Genomic DNA, 18,745 nt, shown 5'->3' with positions numbered 1-18,745 from the left:
CCCCTCCAAGCAAGCAGGCCGCATTCTCAACGGGGAGAATGCGGCCTTTCCTATTATGCATTGGCAACCTTGCCCAGCAGATAGACAAGCAGCTGCTGATTATGTATAGAAATGCGGTCAAGCGACTGCTCGATCATGCTGCTTCGGATATGACGTCCACGCTCCGCCTCCGTCTTGCCTTTGTCTGATACGGAAATCCACACAATGCGGCGATCATTGTCATCACGCGTTCGGACGATAAGCTCGTTCCGTTCCATCCGGTCGAGCAAGGTTGTAATCGCAGCCGGCGTCGTCGACAAAAATTGAATGAGATCGGAAGGCTTCATCGGCTGTGAGTCCAGAAGCAGCTCCAGTACGTTCAGCTGGCCCTCCGTCAGCGGAGCCAGCGATTGCTCCAGGTTGATTCTCCATTCCCTTGAAAGCTTTGTCCACAGCCTGGTAAAGTCATCGGATACCACACTTTCCACCCGCTTTCTACCCGTATTCACCATCTCCTTCTATTATACCAATGGCAAATGTCGAATAAAAGATTAATGCAATTAATAGTTTGCGCCACTAATCGCTATAATTCCGAACCATCTGACAGCTTCTGACATAAGATAAGGCGACAGCCCGCGCGTGCTGCAAATTGTTGTCAACATAAAGGAGCGTGACCCCAATGGATGAGAGAAAAGCGGAAGTGATCAATCGAATACGCTCTTATGGCATCATCAAAGACCCACAGTGGCTGGATCGACCTGATGATCTCGTGCCATTGTGGGTCATGCTTGAGGCATTATTAGTGTTGATGGATCGGCTTAATCCGCCTAATCAGCCTTTTGATTAAGCTCCGGCACGGACCGGACAAACGTTGTCCAGATGGCGTCGTTTTTGTCCACTGCAAACAACGTTTTCCCTACAGACTTCCGTTCCTCGATCGGGGCCTTCTCTGAATCCGCCGACAGCTTGCCGCCATTAGATGTAAGCGCCACAATGTCCAGCGGCTGCCTGCAGTAATACGCCGCGGCTAGTCTCTCGCCGTTGGAGCGAACGCGCTTCCCTTCCTTAAACTCGAAGGTTTGCACACCACGACCGCCGCGTCCCTGGATGGGATAATCAAGCAGCAGGGTACGCTTCGCATAACCCATTTCGGACACGACGAGCACCTCGCCTTCGTCGTCTGATACCCACAGCGCCGCGATCAGCTCGTCGTCGTCCTTGAGCTGCATGCCGCGAACGCCTGCAGCTACCCGGCCCATGGCGTTGACCTCGGATTCCTGGAACCTGATGCTTAGACCGTTTTTGGAGACAAGCATTAGCTGCTTGTTGCCTTCGCTGATGGATACATGAAGCACTTCATCGCCTTCCGCCACTTTGCAGGCGGCGACGGCGGTGGATCGGGTTGTCGCGTATTCCTTCAGCTCTGTACGCTTCACTTGGCCTCGTCTTGTCACGAATACCAATGAAAGCTCCGGCTGCTGAATATCCTTGATCGGAATAACGCTGACAATGGCATCATCCTTCGGCAGCGGCACAATATTGACGATCGCCGTACCAGTGTCCTTCCATTTAAACTCCGGAATTTGATGCACGGGAAGAAGGTAATATTGGCCCTTGCGGGTGAATAAGAGCAAGTTGTCGATGGTGTTCACCTGCAGAAGCTCGCGGATGACATCCCCATCCTTCACTCCCGCGCTGTCCAGCTCGCCGCCGGAGCGGGTAAAGCTCAGCATGCTGGTCCGCTTCATATAGCCGTCCTGGCTAAGCGTGACTAGCACGTCCTCGGGCGTCACAAGCACCTCAAGATTGACCTTCAGCTCCTCGACCTCGCCTTGAATATCTGAACGGCGGTCAATGCCGTATTTGTCGCGAATTTCTGTCAGCTCGTCCTTGATGACGCCAAGCAGCTTCTTCTCGCTCTCCAGAATGGAGCGCAAGTACGCAATCCGCTTCTGCGCCTCCTTCAGCTCCTTCTCCAGCGACGTAATCTCCAAATTGGTCAGCCGGTACAGCTGCAAGGTCAGAATCGCGTCCGCCTGCCGCTCCGTAAATCCGAACTTAGCAATCAGGTTGTCCTGCGCGTCGCCGCGATTTTTGGACGCCTTGATCGTGGCGATAACCTCATCCAGGATGTTAAGCGCTTTAACAAGTCCTTCCACGACATGCGCGCGGTCTTCGGCCTTCTCCAATTCGAATTTGGTGCGATGCGTCACTACTTCCTTCTGATGCTCCACATACGCCGCCAGCATCGGCTTTAAGCCCAGCTGCTGCGGCGCCTTGTTGACAATGGCGACCATATTGAAGCTGTATGCGACCTGCAGATCGGTTTTCTTGAGCAAATAAGCCAGAATGCCATTGGCGTCGGCATCCTTCTTCAGCTCCACGACGATCCGCAGCCCGTTCCGGCCGCTTTCGTCGCGCACCTCCGCAATACCCTCCACCTTCTTCTCCAGCCGGATGTTCTCCATGGCGGTTACCAGTCTGGATTTGACCACTTGATATGGAATTTCGGTTATGACAATCTGCTGTTTGCCGCCGCGCATATCCTCAATCGCCGTCTTGGAACGGATGTAGATCCGGCCCTTGCCGGAGTGATAAGCCTCGCGTATGCCCTCTTCGCCCATAATGAGTCCGCCGGTCGGGAAGTCTGGTCCCTTGACGATGCTCATCAGCTCCTCCAGCGTAAGCTCCGGCTTATTCATATAGGCGATACAGGCGTCGATAACCTCCTTCAGGTTATGGGGCGGAATCTCGGTCGCAAAGCCGGAGGAGATGCCGCTGACGCCGTTCACCAGCAGATTGGGATAACGGGACGGCAGCACGACCGGCTCCTTGGTCGTATTGTCGAAGTTATCCTTGAATTGAACGGTCCGCTTGTCGATATCGCGCAGCAGCTCCATCGCGATCTTGGACAGGCGGGCTTCCGTATAACGCATCGCAGCCGCGGGATCGTCGTCTTGAGAGCCCCAGTTGCCATGGCCGTCAATCAGCGGGTAACCCATCTTCCATGGCTGTGCCATCCGGACCATACCCTCGTATATAGATGAATCACCGTGCGGATGATAGTTGCCCATAACGTCTCCGACCGTTTTGGCCGACTTGCGGTATGGCTTGTCCGGCGTGTTGCCGGCATCGTACATTGCGTATAGAATGCGCCGCTGCACCGGCTTCAGGCCGTCTCGGACATCGGGGATGGCGCGATCCTGTATGATGTACTTCGAATAGCGCCCGAATCGGTCCCCTACGACCTCCTCCAGAAACGCCGGCAGGAATTGTTCCAGGATACTCATGCTTGCTCCCCCCTATTCCTCGTATTCCGTAAAGTCTACATTTTCGATAATCCAGCGTTTGCGCGGATCGACCTTATCGCCCATAAGCGTGGACACCCTGCGCTCCGCCTTGGCTGCGTCCTCGATCTGAACCTGCAGCAGCGTACGCGTCTCCGGATCCATCGTCGTCTCCCACAGCTGATCCGGGTTCATCTCGCCAAGCCCCTTGTAGCGCTGAATTTCGTAGCTCTTGCCGAATTCCTTCAAATAATTCTGGAGCTGCTCGTCCGTCCAAGCGTAACGAATCGTCTCCAGCTTGCCGGATTTGCGCGTAATCTTATAGAGCGGCGGCTGCGCAATATAGATGCGGCCGCTGTCGATCAGCGGCTTCATGTAGCGGTAGAAGAAGGTCAGGAGCAGCACCTGAATATGAGCGCCGTCCGTATCCGCATCCGTCATAATAATAATTTTGCTGTAATTGCTTTCCTCTGCTTCGAACTCGGGACCTACTCCCGCTCCGATTGCGGAAATAATCGCTTTGTATTCATCGTTTTTGAGAATATCGACCAGCTTGGCCTTCTCCGGATTCATTGGCTTGCCCTTCAGCGGCAGAATGGCCTGATGCTTGGAATCCCGTCCCTGCTTGGCGGAGCCGCCGGCGGAATCGCCCTCCACGATGAACAGCTCATTGCGAGTGTAATCCTTGGACTGCGCGGGCGTCAGCTTGCCGCCCAGGTTGGAGCTTTCGCTTTTTTTCTTCCCGCTGCGAATTTCCTCGCGAGCCTTGCGGGCCGCCTCTCTCGCCTTGGAGGCTTGCACCGCCTTCTTCAGGAGCGACTGCGCCACTTGCGGATTTTCCTCCAGGAATACCTGCATTCTGTCTGTAACAACGGCGTCAACCGCGCTTCGCGCCGAGGCGCTGCCCAGCTGATCCTTCGTCTGGCCGACGAACTCCACCTCGGACATCTTGATGTTGATAACCGCCATCATGCCCTCGCGCAGGTCGTTGCCCTCCAGATTCTTGTCCTTCTCCTTCAGCAGCGCCGCTTTACGGGCATAATCGTTCATCACGCGCGTATAAGCCGTCTTGAAGCCCGTCTCATGAGTGCCTCCGCCCCGCGTCGGGATGGAGTTGACGAAGGAGGCGATCGTCTCGGTGTATCCGTCGTTGTATTGCAGCGCCACCTCCACCTCGATATCATCCCTGTCGCCAGTGAAATGAATAACGTCATGCAGCACGGTCTTGTCTTCGTTCAAATATTGCACGAATTGGCTGGCGCCGCCTTCATAATGAAACGTATCGGCTTTGCCGCTGCGATCGTCCTTAATCGTCACCTTCAGCCCGGAATTCAGAAATGCGATTTCCTGCAGCCGCTCGGCGAGCGTATCGTAATTGAAGGAGGTGCCGCTTTGGAACACGCGGCCGTCCGGCTTGAACGTCACCTTCGTGCCGGAGCGGTTCGTATTGCCGATAATGTCGAGACCCGTCACAGGTTCCCCGACATGCTCCTTCCCGTTGCTGTCGATCCAAAATTCGAATCTCATTTTATGAATTTTGCCGTCGCGGAATATTTCGACCTCCAGCCACTCCGACAGCGCGTTCGTTACCGAAGCGCCTACGCCGTGCAAGCCGCCGGACTTCTTATAGCCGCCTCCGCCGAATTTGCCGCCTGCATGAAGGATCGTAAAGACGACCTGTGGCGTCGGAATGCCGGTCTTATGCATGCCGGTCGGAATTCCGCGCCCGTTGTCGTGAATGGTAATTGCTCCGTTCTTATGCAGCGTCACCTCGATCGCGGTGCAAAACTTGGCCAAATGCTCGTCCACCGCATTATCCACGATCTCCCATACGAGATGATGCAAGCCGGATGTGCTGGTGCTGCCTATGTACATGCCCGGCCGTTTGCGGACGGCCGTCAAGCCTTCCAGCACTTGTATGTCATCGGCCTCATAGCTCCGTTCTTTGGCCGTTGTGCCCCCGAATAGATCCAATTGCTCTGCCATGCGCTTCCCCCAATCGGTGTTTATGCCTTGACCCTACTCTTATCTTCAAGCTATTTTAATGCAATATGTCCCCTTTCGTAAAGACGCGAAACGAAACGAGGAGCGAAGCGGCGCTCCAGATAGACAGAACTGCAAGCGAAAATGGGAGCGTCATGCCTTCTATGGGAGGGGGCGAGCCCTCCAAATAGCCCGTCAGCCTCAGGTTGACGGAAAATAAATATTTGACGCTCGTCCAGGTGGACGACATGCTCGTCAGAATAGATCCCGCGATTATCGCCGCCATCATCGCAACCATACTGGCCGCGGTGCTGCGGATGAGCACGCTGGCCATCAGCCCCAGCAGGGCGACTGTCATAGCCGCGAACCAGCTCAGTCCAGCCTGCATCAGCAGGAAGCTCCATTGCGGAATCGCCCGGACATTGGAGGTGTCCACCGCTCCGCCCTGCACCTTGAATCCCGTCAGAACAGGCGCATCAAAGCCGCCGTATCCAAAAACAAAGCCGGATATAAGGTAACACAATATGACGGTTGCCGCAATGGTTAACGATACATACAGCGTCAGCGCGAGCACCTTGCTGAGCAGCACCTTCCACCTCCGCACAGGGCGGGTGAGCAGCATTTTGATCGTGCCGGCTGAACGCTCTCCCGATACCATATCGGAGCCCAGAGCCAGCACAAGCATGGGGATAAACAATGTAATCGCGTTGCCCAGAAACTCTCGCGCGAACTGAACGCCGCTTGGCTCGTTGGGATTCACATCGCGCTCCACATAATAGCGGAGCTGCTGAACGGCGATTCGCCGTCCTTTTTTCCATTCCTCCGGTATTCGGTCGCTGGCCAGCGTATTCTCGATATCTGCGATCTGCTGCAGCGTCTGATTACGCCAATCCGCGAAATGCTCCGCGTTGTTCTTGACCATCTTGTGCTGCGCATAGGTAAAGATCGGAATGAGAATGAGCAGGATAAGAACGATGACATAAAATCTTTTTTTCAGCCAAAGCTTCATCGTTTCGTTGTGGGTCAGCGCTATTAATTTATTCAATGGCTTCACTCCCCGTCATCGTCAAAAACATATCCTCCAGCGTCGGCTCAGCCTTGCACACGCTCAGGATCCGCACACCGCAATCCGCCAGCCTGGCCACCGTATCCGGCACCAGCGCTTCATTCATCCTCACCGTCACCATGGCCGAGGCTTCCGGTCCCGCTTCGTTCACTTCCTCCGCCAGCCCAATGCGGTCATCCTTAAGCAGCTCCCGAGCACCCTCCTCCGCATGCTGGAACTGCCATCTCACGATGCCGCTTGCACCTCTTCTCCATTCTTCAACCATGCCGGAAGCCGCTACCCTCCCTTGATGTATGATGACGAACCGATCGCACAGCAGCTGCACCTCGCTTAGCAGATGGCTGGAAACAAGCACGCTCAGTCCCTCCTCAGCCAAGCTTCGGATAAAGGCACGAAGCTCCTTGATGCCAATGGGATCCAGTCCGTTTGTCGGCTCGTCCAGAATGAGCAGCCTGGGCTTGCCCAGCAGCGCCGCAGCAATACCCAATCTTTGTCGCATGCCTAACGAATAGGTGCCAACCTTGTCATGAATACGGTTCTCCAGCTTGACGACAGCCGTCACCTCCCGAATGCGCTTTGCGTCTACGCCATCCTGCATGCGGGCAAGCTGCTCCAGATTCTGATAGCCGGTCATATAGCTGTACAGCTCTGGATTTTCAACAATGGCGCCCACATGCCGCAGCGCTTCCTCCGGCTCTTTCCTGATATTTCTGCCGCAAATGTATACATGTCCGGAGGTGGGCTTGATCAAATTGACCAGCATGCGGATCGTCGTTGTTTTTCCGGCTCCGTTCGGTCCGAGAAAGCCTACAATGTCGCCGGAGCGAAGCTCGAAGCTGACGTTGTCAACGATTGTTTTACCGTTTATTTTTTTGTGCAGCTGTTTAACAGATAACACGATCTCATCCATATTCATGGCTCCTTGTTCAGCCTCCCGCTACAGGGCGTCCAGCATGCGGGAAGCGATCTTCTCATAGCCGGCGCCGCTTGGGTGGAAGCGGTCTGAGGACAGGTAATCGACAGCTCCGCTTTCGAACAAATCGAAGGTAGGCACCATCAGCATAGACGGGTAGGCATGCAGCTGGGAGTAAGCCTCCATGTTCCAGCCCTGCATCTCCAGACTGGCGTCCCGCAGCTCCTCGATACCGTAGAACGGATTGTACAGCCCCAAATAAAGAACCGTCGCCTGCGGGTTCAGCTCATGCAGCTTCCCGGTGACACGCCGGAACGGCTCCAGCGCGGCTGCCCAGTCCTGCGTCAGCTCCTCGATGCCAAGCTCCTCCGCAGCGAGTCCATGCATTCGTGTCCAAGCTGCCTGGAACAAGTCATTGCCGCCAATGCTGAATACGATCAGATTGGCTTGCTTGACGGCGTCCTGTACGCTCTTCTGCCCCTCCAGCCTGTCCGCCAGCTCGCTCGCCGTCATGCCGCTGACAGCGAGGTTGCCCAGCAGCTCCACCGGCTTGCCGGAGCGGCGCTTCAATTCATCGGCAACACGTCCCACATAGCCTTGTCCCGATTCATCGCCTATTCCTCTCGTCAAGGAATCGCCGAGCGCAAGCATACGAATGACTGGCGCTTGCTCCAGTGGCGTAACAGCTTGCTCCTCCCGTTCTTCGCTCTGAGCGGCCTCCTCTGGCGCTGGCTCCGGTGCCAGCGTCCCTCCAATCGCCCAGGCAAAGCCCGCCGCGCATAAGGCCGTCGCAACTAAGGAGAAAGCGGCTATTATTCTCCACTGCGTATGAGTGTTTATCACTTAATCCCCCCCTCCGGCAACGTGTCAGATGTTACCATGGTTTGCAATTCCGCACTGGCTTATCCCATACATGCAAAAAAAGGACGCGGCAGCCGCGTCCTTCCTTCCTGTATTTACACGTATAATGCGACCAGCATAATACCCAGCGCAGCTTCGTACATCGAGCCGAATTGCGACAGCGGCAACGGATTGGTTCCGCTGCCCAGCTCGATGGTGAAGCCAGGCCGGCGCCAATCCTGAATAAACCAATCCTTGTAGCCTGCCGTACTGCCGGCGTCCTGCACCGCGCGATAACCGCTTGCCTCGGCGAAGGCTTCCGCGATTGCGGCTGATTCCGGCGGCTCCAAGCCCTCAAAGCCCCAGAAGAACACCTCGCCTTGCGTGTGAAACGCCAATACCATGCGGAAATCCCTGGCCTTAGTCAATGCCGCCAAATGCTGCGCCTCCGGCTCCGTTAGCGGTGCCGTTCCGGAATAATCGCGCGGAGCGGGCTCCTGGGGTCCCATGACGGCATCCCTCTCCCACAGCGCCGGGAATTGCTTGTTCAGGTCGACGCCGCGAATATTTGCCTTCCAGCCGCTGAAATCCCGGCTGTCTCCATTGATTCGAAGGCTGTCCCGGCCGTACGGCTCCTCGTCTGGCGGACCGTCGATAACCAGGTTGACGCCATCCGGATTCATCATCGGCACGATGGAGAGCGTCGTCCCCATGTACAGCTCATACATTTGGACCCCGCGGATGTCTGTGCTGTTCGTCAGCGCCAGGCAATATTCATTCATAAACCGCATCAGAACAGGCGTCGTTATCCATTCGTTGGCATGAATCGATGCGTTGAAATGCACCCTGCGGCTTCCGTTCCCCAAGCGGATTTCCGGCATTTCCTTGCCCATGACGCTGCGCCCGATCGATGTGCGCAGCAGGAATGGATAGACCGCCTGCAGCGATTGCAGATCCGCCCGCAGGGCGGCATACGTATACTCCCGTTCCGGGTCGATGACGAGCGACGTCACCCGTCTCGGCATACGCAGCGTCCCACCGACCTGCAGCTGATTGGCCTGTATGCCGGGATTGGTCTGCAGCAGCAGCTCTGTCGAAATGCCGTTCCTGGAAGCGATGCTCCATAAGGAATCACCTTGCTTCACGACATAGCTGGTCCATTCGTAGCCCGGAATCTGCACGAGCTGGCTGATCTCCAGCGCGTTTGGATTGATATCTCTGTTGGAATCAACGATCAACGGATATGGAATATCGAACAGCACACTGTATCGCCAGAAGGAATCGCCGCTTCTCACCATAATCTGCATCGGATTGCCGCCTCCTTTATACCTTCGCTCTCTTGCGCAATCGCAAGAGGCCCGTAGCATTCGCACTTCACTATTGTATGGGCGTTAAGGCTGGGCGATGAATAGAACGCGGCGACAAGACAACAGGAGCCCTCCGCTGTGGCGAAGAGCTCCTGCTTCACGTTATTTAAATTTGCTCCAGCTGGGGTCGCTGTTGTCCAGCAAATAAGAAAAGTCATTCTCAAGCCTTTTCTGCTCCCGCTTCTTGGCTTCCTCCTCTTGCTTGCGCAGCTCCTCCTTGCGCTTCTGCTCCGCCAGCTTCATCTCCTCCGCCTGCGACTTCAGCTTTTGGATCGTATCCGCGCCAAGCAGCTCCTTAAGCGAATGGCCCTGACTGGCTTCCTCCTGCTGGAATTGATTCGGCCCTCTGTGCGATTGACTGGGACGGCCGTTCGACTTCTTGCCCATGCTTACTTCCCTCGCTTACTTATTGTCATATTGAATATGCAGCGCTTCGGCCGCGCGGCGAGCCAGCTCCCGCGCCGCATCCGTGTCCGCTGCGGTGCTGAGCGCAACCGCCATCCGTCTGCCGACCTTTGTCTCAGGCTTCCCGAAGAGGCGCACCTGCGTATTGGGCAGCGACAACGCTTCCTCCAGCCCGCCGATGACAAAGGCTGCCGCATCGCGGTCTGCCTTCAGCGTATGGGAAGCGCCCGGGGATAGCAGCCGAATGGTCGGAATCGGGAAGCCCAGAATGGCGCGAATATGCAACGCGAACTCCGACAAATCCTGGGTCGCCATTGTGACCATGCCTGTGTCATGCGGACGCGGCGATACCTCGCTGAATAGAACGCCGTCTCTCGTGAGGAACAACTCCACGCCATAAATGCCGTAGCCGCCAAGCTCGTCCGTAATTCGGAGCGCAATAGCCTCCGCTTCACGGATTTGCTCCTCTGACATCCCATGCGGCTGCCACGATTCGATATAGTCGCCGTCTTTCTGCACATGACCGATCGGCGCGCAATAGCTGGTACCGGATACGGAACGAACCGTCAGCAGCGTAATTTCGGATTCGAAGGTGATGAAGCCTTCAACGATAATGCGGCTTTTTTTGGCGCGGCCGCCCTCCATGGCGTAATTCCAGCAGCCTTCAAGCTCAGCTTCCGACCGGCATACGCTCTGGCCTTTGCCCGAGGAGCTCATAATGGGCTTAATAACGCAGGGAAAGCCCAGCTCCGCAGCCGCGGCGCGAAGCTCGTCGAGCGAATCCGCGAACCGATACGGCGCCGTAGGGAGACCCAGCGTCTCCGCAGCCAGGCGGCGGATGCCCTCCCGGTCCATTGTCAGCCTGGCCGCGCGGGCGGTCGGAATGACGCGGTGTCCTTCGCTCTCCAGCTCAATCAGCGTTTCAGTCGCAATCGCCTCAATCTCAGGCACGATGAAATCCGGACGCTCCTCTTCGATTATACGGCGAATACCGTCGCCGTCCAGCATATCGACAACATAGCTGCGATGCGCGACCTGCATGGCCGGGGCGTTCGCATAGCGGTCGACGGCCACTGTCTCGACGCCGAGACGCTGCGCCTCCAGCACCACTTCCTTGCCCAATTCGCCTGATCCCAGCAGCAGCACCTTGCGCGCGCCGGATGTTAATGGTGATCCATACATAATAATAGAGAACCTCCTGGAAGCTGCCGCTGTTGCGGCATCGTTTCTTCCATTGTGGAGGTTCTCCGTACAAAAATCAATATGATTTCATCTGGTCTACAAGAAACGGTATTGCGCCTCGATTAATCCGTTGTATACGCCCTTCCTGGCAATCAGTTCCTCGTGATTGCCCTGCTCCACGATTTGTCCGTGATCCAGCACAATAATATCGTCCGCGTGGCGGATGGTGGATAGGCGATGCGCGATCATAAACGATGTGCGGCCGGTCAGCAGCGTTTTGAGCGCCTCTTGAATTTTCAGCTCGGTTTCCGTATCAATGCTTGCCGTCGCCTCATCGAGAATGAGAATACGGGGATCCGCCAGCAGCGCGCGGGCGAACGACAGCAGCTGACGCTGCCCCATGGACAGCACGTTGCCGCGCTCCTCAACCTGCGTATCGTAGCCGTCTGGCAATGACATGATGAAATCATGCGCATGAACAGCCTGTGCCGCCTTCACGATCTCATCATTTGTCGCATCCAGCCTGCCGTAACGAATATTGTCACGGATGGAGCCTGCGAATATGAACGTATCCTGCAGCACGATGCCGACCTGCGACCGCAGGCTTTCAATCGTAACATCGCGGATGTCTACTCCGTCGATCAGGACACGGCCCTTCACGGGATCATAGAAGCGGCACAGCAGATTAATAATCGTACTCTTGCCGGAGCCGGTATGACCCACCAAGGCGATCGATTGCCCTGCCTTCACATCAATGCTGACGCCCTTGAGCGCCGGACGGTCCTTCTCGTATTCGAATACGATGTTGTCGAAGGTTACGTCTCCTTTAATCGACGGCAACGGTTTGGCCTGCTTCGCCTCCCCTACCGTCGGCTCCTCATCGATGAACTCGAATATCCGCTCCGATGATGCCATCGCGATAAGCAGCTGCGAATACATCTGCCCAAGACGGTTGATCGGCTCCCAGAAGTTGCCGATATAGTTGGCGTAAGCCACAAGCAAGCCGACGGTTATCGCGCCGCTCTGAATGAGCGATGCGCCATACCAGAACAGAATGCATGTGCCTACCGCCGCCGTCACCTCAATGATCGGTCCAAACGCTTGGTTCAGTGCGGAAGCTTTGTTCCACGATCGAATATTGTCCGAATTCATATGGTTGAAGAAGCTCATGTTGTCCTTCTCTTGCACGTAAGCCTGCGTGACCTTCATGCCTTGTATGCTTTCGTTCAAATGCGCGTTGATGCGGGATTGCTTCATCCGCACATCCTGCCAGGCAAAGCGAATCCGCTTGCGAAGGGAGGATGAGACGATAAACATAAGCGGAACCGTAATCATAACGGCAAGCCCCAGCTTTACATTCAGCGCCAGCAAAATAATGACGATACCGATCAGCTGAATGCAGTCCATCAGCAGATTGACGACACCGTTCGTGAACAAATCCTGCAGCGCGTTCACGTCGTTCGTTACACGTACAAGCACGGAGCCCGCGGGACGCTTGTCGTAGAACCGGAACGACAGCTTCTGAATATGGCGGAACAGATGCTCCCTCAGATCATAAATAACCTTCTGGCCGATGATATTCGTATATTTGATCCGATATGTGTTGGACGCCCATTGCACGATATACAGGCCGAGCATGCCGGCACCCGTCAGCGCTAACGCGCGGAAGCTGCCTGACCCCGTATCGGCATTCAGAATATGGTCGATGACGTATATCATAAGGAACGGAATCGTCAGACGGGTCAAGGTGCCGATAATCATCATCATGATAACCGGCATCAGCTGCCTGCGGTAAGGATGCATATAGGTATAAAGCCTTCGCAGCTGCGCCCAGTTAAACGGCTTTTCTATCGCGTCGTCGTCCTGGTAGACGAATCGTTCGTCTCGGCTGCGCGCTTTGGCGGTTTTTGCGCTCATTGTACGATGCTCCTTCTACGGTCTTGAATATCGATTACGGAGGCGGCTTTTCCTTCCTCTTGGGCCACAAAATCCGCATATTGAATGTTGTACGTGTCGCGGTATGGACCCTCCTTGGCGATCAGCTCGGCATGCTTGCCGCGTTGCACGATCCTGCCTTTGTCCAGCACGATAATTTCGTCCGCGTGGCGCAGCGAAGAGATGCGATGCGCGATAATAAACGTTGTGCGGCCCGCCATCAGCTCCTTGAAGCCCGCCTGGATTTCATGCTCGGTCTCCATATCCACCGCGCTTGTCGCGTCGTCGAGAATAAGCACGCGCGGGTTTTTGATCAGCGCCCTCGCAATGGCAATCCGCTGCTTCTGGCCGCCTGACAGCCCCATTCCCCTCTCGCCGACGATGGTGTCGTAGCCAAGCGGCAGCTCCATAATAAAGTCATGCGCCTTCGCCAGCTTTGCCGCGCGTTCAATCTCCTCCTGTGTCACATCACGGACGCCATAAGCGATATTATCGCGGATGGCGGCGGAGAACAGGAACGTCTCCTGGAATACAGGGGCAATCTGGCTGCGGAGCGATTCCACATCAAGCTGGCGAATATCCATGCCGTCGAGATAGATCGTTCCGTGCTTCACATTGTAAGCCCGCATGAGCAGCTGTATAATGGTCGACTTCCCGGAGCCCGTCGCGCCGAGCAAGCCGATGACAGAACCTGCGGGGGCATCGAGATGAATATCAGTCAATGCGGCCGATTTGTCGGGATAGTTGAAGGTAACCCCTTCGAATCTGACATGTCCTCTAGTAAGCTCTGGACGGAGGACAACGGCATCCTTCGCGTTTTTGACATGCACATGCTCATGGAGCAGGCCGAGCACGCGCTCGCCGGATGCCTTGAACTGCGTGTAGTTGTTAATATGGAAGCCAAGGCCCCACATCGGGCCGATAATGTACCAGATTAAGCTGAAGAAGGCTACAAATTCGCCCAGCTGCAGCGTGTCCCTCATAACCATGGACCCGCCCGCGACCAGCAAGATAACCGCGCTCAGATTGGCTGTTAATTCCATAGCCGGGAAGTACTTCGCCCACAAGCCGGACGCGCCTACCTGATTACTCTGGTAAGCCTCGTTGCGAACGGAAAACTTCGTTACCTCATGCTTCTCGCGAGCAAATGATTTCACCGTGCGAACGCCCGTAATATTTTCCTGCACAGCCGTCGTCAGATTGCTCATGGCTTGCCGCATTTCGCGGAATGCCGGATGAATCAGCTTCTCGAAGCGAAGCGCCAGGAACGCGAGCAGGGGAATCGTGATGAGTGTAAGGAGCGTGAGCTGCCAGTTGATATACAGCATCATCGCGCCGCCGAACGCCACCATCAGCACCATATTCAGGATCTGGGCAAATCCAAAGCCGATAAAGTTGCGAATCGCCTCAAGGTCTGCTGTCAGACGGGACATCAGGTCGCCTGTTTTAGCCTTGTCATAGTATTGATAGGACAGCGTCTGCAGCTTGTCGTACAATGCGTTCCGCATACGGTAAGCCACCTTGTTGCCTAGCCTTCCTCCAAAAAATCCGTGCAGGAACTGATTACACGCCTTCAGTGAAATCACGCCGACAACAATGAAAGCCAGCTGCGGCACGAGCTCGAAGCGCTTCGGTCTAATCACGTCGTCGATCAGGTATTTCAGCAAATACGGATAGACCAGCCCCAATGCCGTCGCAATCATCAGGAACAGAATCGACGCGATCAGAAACTTCCTCTCCGGCAAATAGAAGGCTTTCAATTGCCTTAGTACGTCCAACGAAACCCATCTCCCCATCGCTTGAAATTAAGTCTTGCATGTAAGTATGAATGAATCTTATCAGCATCGGTTTGAGTGAGCAAAGTCGATATTTTTGTGAATTTTTAAGTTGTGCCCCCTATTCCCTCGATAGTGGAACTGGAAACGGTTCATCCTTCAAAATCGTCCAAAATCATCATGAATATGTAGGTATTGCTCCGTTTTTGCATATTTGCACACAAAAATAAAAAAAGCTTTTGCCAGGTGAAACAACCCCGGCAAAAGCATCAATCGATTCCTGCGATGGAACCGTTAGCCATTATAAACAATTAAATATGAGTCAGCGCTTCATAAAGACGTTTCAGCTCATTCACATTTGCGCTGTCCGCCAGCGACTCGCTCCGTCCATCCGCATAAGACATCAGGTCGCGCTGCAGGCTGTCGCCCGCGCTTTCCGCAGCAGCCGCCCATTCCTTCGCATAATGGTCCAGCCATGCCTCCGCCACCTCCGCGGACCAAGCCGACAGCGATGGTCCCAGCTTCAGCTCCAGCTCCTTGCGCAGCAAAGCCTTGCCGTTGCCTTCAAAAAATTGTCGCGGAGACTTGAACCTTCCCCACAGCCACTTGGCGTCGACGTCCTGCATCTCCCAATCCTTCAAGGCTTCAGGCGCCTGATAACCGCTCGCCTCGTAAGGCATGGCAGCATAGCCGTCCACATGGAGAGCGGCATCCCCCGCTAAAGCATCGTATTGCTTCTTAAGCGTTGTATGCGACGCCTTCTCGACCCTCAGTGTGGTTGCAAGCAGCTCCTGCGACAGCTCACGCTGAAGCAGCCGCTGCAGCTCCAGCCAGGCGGTCCAGATGACGCGCTTCAAATCGCGCCCGTCATCCTGCAGGGTGGAAGGATTAAACGCCAGATGGTAGAAATCGCCGAACCGCAGCTGTACCCGCTGCACAACGTAATAGAGAAGCTCGCGAATTTCCTGCTTGATCCCTTCGGGCAGCGCGGCCCGGGACAAAGCCTCGATCTCCGACGCCGCCTGTTGAGCGCTCTGCTTCAGGCTGGCTAGCTCCGATTGGCGCGCCGTGGCGTCGCCCTCTGCGCCCTTCAGCCAGTTCGCAACTGTGCCAATAACCCGCTTCAGATCCTGATCGGCGGATTCCACGGCAAGCCTGCCGAGATCGTGCTGAATAAAGGAAAGAAACGACGATTCGAACGCCTCCATGCGGGAGGCAGCCAGCAGCTCCAGGCTGCCGTCCAGCTTCCCGTCCAGCGCTTGAATGCTGGATACGGGATACAATCGCGGCGAATGGATGGCATGCTGTTTCAAATTGCTTTCGACGTGGGCGAGCACCCCCTGGAGCTCCTCCTCGTCCGCCGCCAGGTCCGCCGCGTTGACGATAAAAAACATTTTGTCCAGCTCGAACTGATCCTTCACTCTCCCAAGCTGGTCAAGGAACTGACGATCCGCCTGGGAAAACGCGTGATTATAATACGTCACGAACAGCACGGCATCCGCGTTTTTAATATAATTGAACGCGACGCCGGTATGTCTGGCGTTAACGGAATCCGCTCCAGGCGTATCGACAAGCACAATGCCCTCCGCCGTCAAAGCGCAGTCGTAATGGAAATCGATTTCGCTGACATAGCAGGAGCGTGACTCATCCGCAACATAACGGGCGTATTCCTCGCGGTCGGCCTTCAGCTCCTTGCCAAGCAGCGCCTCATGGCGCTCCCAGCCCGCGCGAGCAGCCCGCAGGAAGCTGTAATGCGGCCGGCCGCCTGCTCCAATGGATTGCGGCGTCAGCTTATCAATCGCGCGCATGATGGCTGCAGCGTCCGGCAGCTGCGCTTCTGTCGCGTTTTCGCCTAGCAGCGCCAGCGAATACCGCAAATCAGACAGCACGGCCTCCCTGCTTTTCATGACAACGCGCGCTTCCGCATGGGCATATTCGCCAGCAGGAGGCAGCAGCCTGTTAATGGCCGCTGTTGTGGGATTAGGCGAAACCGGCAGCACCGCGTCTCCGATCAGCGCGTTGGCCAGCGACGATTTGCCAGCGCTGAAGGCGCCGAACAACGCGACGGTAAATTGGCTGCCCTGCAGACGGGCGGCCTTCTCGCGCATACCTTGCGCTGCCGCGCGCAGCGAGGCGTGCGATGCGACAAGCTCTGCGGCCCCCATAAGCCTCGATGCCGCGTGTCTTTGCAAGGACAAGGCAGCGCCGCCAGTGCCGCCTGCAAGTGCGCTGCGCTCTTCAGCCCCCTCTTGCGGGAAGCCTGAGGTGCGGTCCCTTACTGGACGGACGGTGTCCGCTGCGTCAGCGGCCTCGATTAGGCTTGATGCCGAAGATATGGCTTCGCTGCGAGGCTGGTGCTGGCCCGCCCTCGCGTCGGGTGCGGGAAGCTCCGGCTTAGCAGCCCTATGAGGCAGCAACGCTCGAAGCGCTTCCGCCTGCTGCAGCAGGACGGCATTCAGCTTCTCCAGCTCCACTAGGGAGCCCGCTTGAGCCCGAAGGTCTGCGAGCCTTGCTCCAAGCTGAGCGGATTGTGCCGAGCTTGCGGCAGCCGCATAGGCGGTTAATTCATCGATGACTTCCAGCCCTTGCTGTCTGAATTGGCTTTTGGCGTCCGCAGCCAGCTCCTTGCTGTACGTCATCGTATATTCATTGCCGAACACTGCGCCTTGCTTCACACGGCTGATCAGCCATTCGTCGGTAGGCGTCCAGCTTAGCCGATCCGCTAGCAGGCGCTCCAGCTGCTCTGTATCAAAGCTGATGCCCTCCGCTGCTTTACGCAGCAGCTGCTTGACATGCCAGTCAATTCCAGCGCCGACCAGACTGGCGAATTCCTGGCGGAATGCATCCAATCTTCTGGCCTGCTCGGCAGCCGTCTTGGCGCCGGAGAATAATAAGCCGGTCTTGAAGCCGGGCTTTCGGCTCTCCAGAAACGCATGAGCGAGGTCGCGCAGTCCGGCTGGCGTGATGTTGGCGTTGTCCAGCACGGATTGAAGCTCCTTGCGCAGCTCCGTACGATACAGCTCGCGCTCAGCGTCCAATCGTTCCATTTGCTTCGTCAACGCTTGAATGGACGCGTTCAGGGTAGCTGCCGCCTCCTCGCCGCCCGCTTCCTCCAGCAGTCTCTCGCGATCTGGCTCGCGCAGCTCTTCCTCCCGCTTCGCATGCTGCTCCACCAGATGGCGCAGCGAAGCGTCTACACTGTACGCGCACAGCTCCCGCCGCATACCCGCCAGCTTGCGGAAGAGGCCGAGCAGCCCCTCCCATTCATGATGCGGATGGCTCGGCTGGCGCAGCGACAAATAAAGGATGCCAGCCGGCTCCAAATGCCAAGCCTGGAACGCCTCCTCGACGCTTCTGCGGTATTCATCGAACCGGAGCTCGCGGTCGCGATGCTTATCAATTTGATTGACGATAAAATATAAGGGCTTGCCCCAATCCTTCAGCTCCTTCGCAAAAGCAAAGTTAATCTCGGATTGGACATGATTGTAGTCCATGACATAGAATACGACATCGGCCAGATGAAGGGCCGATTCCGTCGCCATGCGATGAGCGTCATCCGTGGAATCGATGCCAGGGGTGTCCAGCAGCACAATGTCGGTGCCGAGCAGCTCGCTGGGGTACACAATCGAAACGGATGTATAATGCTCGCCGTCCGTGCAATATTGTGCAAGGCCGTCGATCGGCACCTCGGCCTGCACCTTCACGCCGTTCTCCGTCATCTTCTCTACTTCCGCATAGGCCCGTTGTCCGCCCCGAATGGACACAACGTTGGCGCTGGTCGGAATCGGGCTGGAAGGAAGCAGCTTCGCTCCGCACAATTGATTGACAAGCGTCGACTTGCCTGCGGAGAAATGTCCGCATAAAGCGACGGTAAGCAGACCCTCGGTCAGCTTACCGCCCAGCTCGGCGGCTTGCGCCGCGCGTGTATAATCTCCAGCTTTGGCCATCGCGTCAGACGCCTGCTTCAGCGACTCCGCGATGCCATGATCCATCATTACGGTCATTGTTCGTTT

Annotated in this window: 13 protein-coding genes; 1 reads left to right on the top strand and 12 read right to left on the bottom strand. The window is 56.2% G+C overall.

Features of this window, described 5'->3' with window-relative positions; all coding sequences use genetic code 11:
* Positions 1-53 precede the first annotated feature (53 nt).
* Positions 54-458, bottom strand: a complete 405-nt coding sequence (locus tag AB1S56_RS11990) for a MarR family transcriptional regulator (RefSeq protein WP_340867996.1) — start codon at positions 456-458, stop codon at positions 54-56.
* A gap of 200 nt (positions 459-658) precedes the next feature.
* On the opposite strand from AB1S56_RS11990, the gene AB1S56_RS11985 reads away from it, so the two are divergent.
* Positions 659-826 (top strand): hypothetical protein, encoded by a 168-nt coding sequence (locus tag AB1S56_RS11985; protein WP_340867531.1) that lies wholly within the window; start codon positions 659-661, stop codon positions 824-826.
* On the opposite strand, the gene gyrA is transcribed toward AB1S56_RS11985, so the two are convergent.
* The 11 genes from gyrA to AB1S56_RS11930 all read right to left on the bottom strand — a co-directional run bounded on the left by gyrA (position 807) and on the right by AB1S56_RS11930 (position 18,736).
* Positions 807-3,269: a DNA gyrase subunit A gene (gene gyrA, locus AB1S56_RS11980; protein WP_340867532.1), complete on the bottom strand. Its 2,463-nt coding sequence runs from the start codon at positions 3,267-3,269 to the stop codon at positions 807-809. The two genes, AB1S56_RS11985 and gyrA, sit on opposite strands and share 20 nt — an antisense overlap.
* Positions 3,270-3,281: 12 nt before the next feature.
* A complete protein-coding gene (gene parE / locus AB1S56_RS11975; RefSeq protein WP_340867533.1) occupies positions 3,282-5,252 on the bottom strand; it encodes a DNA topoisomerase IV subunit B in 1,971 nt (656 codons plus the stop codon).
* Between the two features lie 55 nt (positions 5,253-5,307).
* Positions 5,308-6,294 carry an ABC transporter permease gene (locus AB1S56_RS11970; protein ID WP_340867534.1) on the bottom strand — a complete coding sequence of 329 codons (987 nt, stop codon included), beginning with the start codon at positions 6,292-6,294 and terminating at the stop codon, positions 5,308-5,310.
* Positions 6,287-7,225: an ABC transporter ATP-binding protein gene (locus AB1S56_RS11965; protein WP_340867535.1), complete on the bottom strand. Its 939-nt coding sequence runs from the start codon at positions 7,223-7,225 to the stop codon at positions 6,287-6,289. The genes AB1S56_RS11970 and AB1S56_RS11965 overlap by 8 nt, the downstream gene beginning before the upstream one ends.
* Before the next feature lie 27 nt (positions 7,226-7,252).
* The gene (locus tag AB1S56_RS11960; RefSeq protein ID WP_340867536.1) at positions 7,253-8,071 is read right to left on the bottom strand and encodes a GDSL-type esterase/lipase family protein; all 819 of its coding nucleotides are present in this window, start codon (positions 8,069-8,071) and stop codon (positions 7,253-7,255) included.
* A gap of 113 nt (positions 8,072-8,184) precedes the next feature.
* Entirely contained in the window at positions 8,185-9,375 is a 1,191-nt protein-coding gene (locus tag AB1S56_RS11955) for a M14 family zinc carboxypeptidase (RefSeq protein WP_340867537.1), read from the bottom strand.
* Between the two features lie 162 nt (positions 9,376-9,537).
* Positions 9,538-9,822 carry a YqkE family protein gene (locus tag AB1S56_RS11950; protein ID WP_340867538.1) on the bottom strand — a complete coding sequence of 95 codons (285 nt, stop codon included), beginning with the start codon at positions 9,820-9,822 and terminating at the stop codon, positions 9,538-9,540.
* A gap of 15 nt (positions 9,823-9,837) precedes the next feature.
* Positions 9,838-11,022 (bottom strand): formate-dependent phosphoribosylglycinamide formyltransferase, encoded by a 1,185-nt coding sequence (purT, locus tag AB1S56_RS11945; protein WP_340867539.1) that lies wholly within the window; start codon positions 11,020-11,022, stop codon positions 9,838-9,840.
* A gap of 96 nt (positions 11,023-11,118) precedes the next feature.
* A complete protein-coding gene (locus tag AB1S56_RS11940; RefSeq protein WP_340867541.1) occupies positions 11,119-12,939 on the bottom strand; it encodes an ABC transporter ATP-binding protein in 1,821 nt (606 codons plus the stop codon).
* Positions 12,936-14,735 carry an ABC transporter ATP-binding protein gene (locus AB1S56_RS11935; protein WP_340867543.1) on the bottom strand — a complete coding sequence of 600 codons (1,800 nt, stop codon included), beginning with the start codon at positions 14,733-14,735 and terminating at the stop codon, positions 12,936-12,938. Before AB1S56_RS11935 ends, AB1S56_RS11940 begins: the two co-directional genes overlap by 4 nt.
* 308 nt (positions 14,736-15,043) lie before the next feature.
* Positions 15,044-18,736 carry a dynamin family protein gene (locus AB1S56_RS11930; RefSeq protein WP_340867545.1) on the bottom strand — a complete coding sequence of 1,231 codons (3,693 nt, stop codon included), beginning with the start codon at positions 18,734-18,736 and terminating at the stop codon, positions 15,044-15,046.
* Positions 18,737-18,745: the final 9 nt, after the last annotated feature.

The sequence above is a fragment of the Paenibacillus sp. PL2-23 genome, assembly GCF_040834005.1.
Taxonomy (GTDB): domain Bacteria; phylum Bacillota; class Bacilli; order Paenibacillales; family Paenibacillaceae; genus Pristimantibacillus.
The sequence above is the reverse complement of the archived record's forward strand: the minus strand, read 5'-3'. Positions and strand labels throughout refer to the sequence as shown.

What these genes read in the sequence shown, in the direction of transcription:
- AB1S56_RS11985 (WP_340867531.1), top strand. Translation starts at nt 659, where the DNA reads ATGGATGAGAGAAAAGCGGAAGTGATCAATCGAATACGCTCTTATGGC.
- gyrA (WP_340867532.1), bottom strand. Translation starts at nt 3,269, where the DNA reads ATGAGTATCCTGGAACAATTCCTGCCGGCGTTTCTGGAGGAGGTCGTA.
- parE (WP_340867533.1), bottom strand. Translation starts at nt 5,252, where the DNA reads ATGGCAGAGCAATTGGATCTATTCGGGGGCACAACGGCCAAAGAACGG.
- AB1S56_RS11965 (WP_340867535.1), bottom strand. Translation starts at nt 7,225, where the DNA reads ATGGATGAGATCGTGTTATCTGTTAAACAGCTGCACAAAAAAATAAAC.
- AB1S56_RS11955 (WP_340867537.1), bottom strand. Translation starts at nt 9,375, where the DNA reads ATGCAGATTATGGTGAGAAGCGGCGATTCCTTCTGGCGATACAGTGTG.
- AB1S56_RS11950 (WP_340867538.1), bottom strand. Translation starts at nt 9,822, where the DNA reads ATGGGCAAGAAGTCGAACGGCCGTCCCAGTCAATCGCACAGAGGGCCG.
- purT (WP_340867539.1), bottom strand. Translation starts at nt 11,022, where the DNA reads ATGTATGGATCACCATTAACATCCGGCGCGCGCAAGGTGCTGCTGCTG.
- AB1S56_RS11940 (WP_340867541.1), bottom strand. Translation starts at nt 12,939, where the DNA reads ATGAGCGCAAAAACCGCCAAAGCGCGCAGCCGAGACGAACGATTCGTC.
- AB1S56_RS11930 (WP_340867545.1), bottom strand. Translation starts at nt 18,736, where the DNA reads ATGACCGTAATGATGGATCATGGCATCGCGGAGTCGCTGAAGCAGGCG.